We start from the raw sequence: 4,597 nt of genomic DNA, 5'->3' as shown, positions 1-4,597 counted from the left end.
AACAGCCGGCGCGCGTCCTCGAGGGCGGCGCGGATGGTGGGGCCGGTGAGGGTCTTGAGCGTCATGGAAACCGGGAAACGGTGCTACGGGAGCGCGATCTGGCCCTCCACGTCGACCGGGGCGTCGGGCACCAGGTCCTGGTAGGACAGCACGGCGACGTCGGCGAGGACGGGGTCGAGGAAGGCGAACAAGGTGGCTCGGAGCACGGGAGAGGTCAGGACGACCGGCGGGTGGCCGGCGGCGATGAGCGGCGAGAGCGCGGACTCGGCCTCGGCCTGAAGCCGGACGGCCCGGTCGGGCTCGAGCCCCAGCGTCGTGGGGTTGAGCTCGCCGCTCTCTGCTTTCCTCAGCAAGTGCTGTTCCAGCGCCGCGTCGAGGACGACGGCGTGGACTCGTCCGTCCGGTCCCGAAAAGTGCCGCGTCAAGGTCGGCGCGAGCGCGGCGCGGGCGAATTCGGTCAGAACGTCGGTGTTCTTGGTCGAGGGTGCGCGGTCGGCGAGCGACTCGAGGATGAGCACCAAGTCGCGGATCGGGACGCGCTCCTGGAGCAACTTTTTGAGCACGCGCTGGACCTGACCCACACTGAGCTGGTCGGGGACCAACTCGCTCACCAACGCCGGGGCCGACTCCTGGACTTTGTCGAGCAGCTCGCGTGTCCCCTGCCGTGTCAAGAGCGAGAACGAGTGCTTGCGCAGCGTCTCGAGCAGGTGCGTCGCGATGACCGCCGGGGCCTCGATGGTCGCGAGCCCGAGCCGCTCGGCTTCTCCCACGGACCGCTCGGCAACCCAGACGGCATCGAGGCCGAACGTCGGGTCGGTGGTGCGGATGCCCGGAGGCGCCTCGTCGGTGCCGTCGAGCAGGAGCGCCAGGTGGTAGCCGGGGAGCGCCTCTCCCCTCGCGACCTCGTTGCCGCGCAACTTGACCACGTAGTGGTTCGAGCCCAGCTCGGCGTTGTCGCGGATACGGACCGGCGGGACGACGACGCCCATCTCGGTCGCGAGTTGGCGCCGCAACATCGAGACGCGGTCGAGCAGGTCCCCGCCCTGGTTTGGGTCCACGACGGGGATCAGGCCGAAGCCGATCTCGAGCTCGAGCTCGTCCACCAATAGCAGGTCGGCGGGCTCGGGGTCTAGCGCGGCTTGGGGTGGCGCCTCCGGTGGGGCGAGAGCAGCGTCGGCCAGGACCCCCTCGCGTTTGACGGCCAAGAAGCCGAGTCCGCCGGCCAAGGCCCAGAACGGGACGAGCGGCAAGCCGGGCAGGACACCCAAGATGGCCATGAACACGCCGGTCACGGCAAGTGCCTGTGGCCGCCCGAGAAGCTGGTCTTTCGTCTCGTTCGACAGGTTGCCTTCGCCGCTCGCACGCGACACGATCAGGCCGGCGGCCGTCGAGATCAGGAGCGCCGGGATCTGGCTCACCAACCCGTCACCGATCGACAGGAGCGTGAACGTCTGGGCCGCCTCGCCCGGGCTCATCCCGTACTGCGCCACGCCGATGATGAGCCCGCCGACGATGTTGATCGCTGTGATGACCAAGCCCGCCATCGCGTCGCCGCGGACGAACTTGCTGGCGCCGTCCATGGCGCCGTAGAAGTCGGCCTCGCGAGACACCTCGGAACGACGGCGACGAGCCTCATCCTCGTCGATGAGACCAGAGCTCAGGTCGGCATCAATCGCCATCTGCTTGCCCGGGAGCGCATCCAACGTGAACCGCGCGCCGACCTCGGCGATGCGGCCCGAGCCCTTCGTGATGACCACGAAGTTGATCAAGACCAGGACCAAGAAGACGATCGCCCCGACCACGTAGTTGCCGGACACCACGAACTGCCCGAAGGCCTCGATGAGCGCCCCGGCCTTGGCCTCGCCCAGAATCAGACGCGTCGAGGCCACGTTGAGCGACAGTCGAAACAGCGTCGTGACCAACAGCAGACCCGGGAAGATGCCGAAATCGAGCGGGCGCTCGGCGTAGAACGCGGTCAGCAGGATCGCGAGCGAGATCGCGATGTTGGTCGCGAGCAGCAGGTCCAGCAGCATCCCCGGCAGCGGGATGACCATGACGAACAGGACCAGGACGAGCCCGGTCGCGGCCATGACCTCGCCGTTGAGGCGGAGCGAGGACGGACGGACGGTGGGAGCGGACATCGGTTAGTTCGCCCTCGAGGACGGGTCGTTCGAGAACGGGTCTTCGAAACAGACGGCCCACCCCCATGAGTCCTCCCCGCGAAGCCAATCCATACGGTGCCGCGCACGACCTCGAGAGCCGACAGGCCGGCGCAGCCAACGACTTGCGACCTCGAAGACGTGTCGTTGGCATTCGGCCTCGAGGGCGAACCGGGACTGTGTCCCCTCACCTTGTCCCTCTCCCCGAGGGAGAGGGGACTCTGTAGGCGTCCTCGAGGAGGGACTGGGCGTCGTCGCTCTCGAGGGCGCGATACCGAGGGCTACGCGGAGCCACGGCGTGCCGTGTCGGCTCTCCGACCTCGAGGTCGGAGACGTGGCCGTCGGCATCGAGGACGAGCGCATCATCGGCGTCGGCCGTTGCGGCGGCGGTAGACCTCGGCCAGAACGGCGGCGACGGCCTGGTACAGCGACTCGTCGATGACGGCGCCCTCGTCGACGGTCGCGTGGAGCGCGCGCGCGAGCGGCACGTTCTCGACGGTCGGGACGTCGTGCTCGGCGGCGAGCTCTTTGATGCGGAGCGCGCGTTTGCGCATGCCCTTGACCAGCACACGCGGGGCCGGGCTCTCGTCGTCGTAGGCCAGGGCGACGGCGTAGTGGGTCGGGTTGGTGACCACGACGTCGGCCTTCAAGACGGCGTCGGACAGGCGGGGGCCGAGGGCGCGCTCGCGAGCGATCGCTCGGCGCTTGCCCTTGAGTTGCGGGTCGCCTTCGGAGTCCTTGTTCTCGTCCTTGACCTCCTGGAAGGTCATCTTGAGGTCCTCGGTGTGCTTCCACTTGCCGAACGCGTAGTCCGCGCCGGACACAACGAGAAGCGCCAGCAGCATCTGGGTCAGCAACGTCAGGATCCAGCCGCCGGCCGCGCCGAAGGCGACGTCGAGGGGGACCGTGTGCAGGACCAGGATCTCGGGCATCCACGACCGCATCATCAGGAATACGATTGGGCCGACGATCACCATCTTGGACATCGCCTTGCCCAGCTCGAACAGGCCCTTCGACGAGAACAGCCGCTTGGCGCCCGCGATCGGCGAGATCTTGCTCCCCTTGGGCTCGAGGGGCTTGGGCGAGAACGTCCACCCGCTCTGGGCGATGTTTGCCGCCAGGGCCATCACCATGAGCGCGGCGAACAGCGGACCGACGACGACGAACGCGTCGAGGCCGACGCCCGTCAGGAGGTCCGGCACGGACTGGACGGTCAAGATCGTGTCCGGGGCCTCGGTATAAAGCCGCGACATCATCGTCTGGAGACGGCCGAGCGCACCGCTCACCCCGAACCCGATGATGGCGGCCGACGTGGCGAGCAGGCCGACGGACGCGAGCTCGCGCGACCGGAAGACGTTCCCGTCCTCGAGCGCCTTCTGCAGGCGCCGGGGCGTCGGGTCAAACTGCTTCTCGCTGCGGTCGGGGGCGTCGGACATCGAACGCTGTCTTGCACGGCGCGTGCCATCGGCGCGAACTCGCCCTCGAGGGCCGTCCGGCACGTGCGCCCAACGTCAGCCGGAAAACGCGTCCTCCTCAGCGGAAGAGCGCGCGTGACGGAGGAAGCAGGTTCTGATCGTCGGCCACGAGGACGGAAACGGGCTCTCGACCTCGAGGACGCCGCCCTCCAACGGGGCCCGGCCCTAGGGTGAGATCGCGACGAACAGCTCGTCGAGGCCGGCGAACGCGCCGTCGATCAGGCCCGGGACGAGCGGCCAGAACGAGGCCACGAACGCGATCGAGATCGCGATGCCCGCCAGCAGCTTGAGCGGCAAACTGATCGAGAACAGGTCGGCCTGGGGCACGACGCGGGCGAACACGCCCAGCCCGACGTCGACCAGGAAGAGGGCGACCAGGAACGGCATCGCGAGCCGGACGGCGGTCGAGAAGAAGCCGCCCGTCCACGACAGCAGGACGGGACCGCTCGCGGCGAGCTCCGCGCCGCCGAGTGGGACGGCGACGAACGACGTGGCGAGAGAGACCACGATCTCTTGCGGCCCGTCGAGCAGGACGAACAGCAGCATGAACGACCACGAGAGCACCTTGCCGAACGGGTTCGAGGCCGCGTTCGTCATCGGGTCGAACGCCTGGGCCATCGACAGGCTGGTCTGGAACCCGATCATCTCGCCCGCGAACTCGACGGCCCAGAACACGAACCGGACCGCGTAGCCGATCAGGAGACCGGTCAGTGCCTCGACCGAGACGGCCAGGATGAACCCGACTGGGTGATCGGCGTGGGCCGGGAGGTCGTCGCCGGCGAACCCGGCCAGGATGACGGAGAGCAGGACGGAGAGCAGGATCTTGGCCTGGACCGGGATGCTCTTCTGCCCGAACAGCGGCGCGGCCACCATCACGCCGCCCACCCGTGCGACCACGAGCGCGAGCCGGATGAGGGACGCGGGGTCGAGGGCCACTACTCGGGGATTGGGAGTTGGGGGTCG

At 68.6% G+C, this 4,597-nt stretch carries 3 protein-coding genes; all 3 read right to left on the bottom strand.

Annotation, left to right across the window (positions count from 1 at the left end; translation table 11 throughout):
- Positions 1 to 83: 83 nt before the first annotated feature.
- On the bottom strand, positions 84 to 2,141 hold the full coding sequence (flhA, locus tag WBA11_RS04220; RefSeq protein WP_424519476.1) for a flagellar biosynthesis protein FlhA: 2,058 nt from the start codon (positions 2,139 to 2,141) through the stop codon (positions 84 to 86).
- A 380-nt stretch (positions 2,142 to 2,521) separates the two neighbouring features.
- The gene (locus WBA11_RS04215; RefSeq protein ID WP_424519475.1) at positions 2,522 to 3,595 is read right to left on the bottom strand and encodes an EscU/YscU/HrcU family type III secretion system export apparatus switch protein; all 1,074 of its coding nucleotides are present in this window, start codon (positions 3,593 to 3,595) and stop codon (positions 2,522 to 2,524) included.
- A 204-nt stretch (positions 3,596 to 3,799) separates the two neighbouring features.
- Positions 3,800 to 4,597, bottom strand: a 798-nt coding sequence (locus tag WBA11_RS04210; RefSeq protein WP_424519474.1) for a flagellar biosynthetic protein FliR, incomplete at its 5' end; no start/stop codon positions are given.

The sequence above is a fragment of the Rubrivirga sp. genome (assembly GCF_049648075.1).
GTDB lineage: Bacteria > Bacteroidota > Rhodothermia > Rhodothermales > Rubricoccaceae > Rubrivirga.
This window is presented reverse-complemented; position numbering and strand designations above follow the sequence as displayed.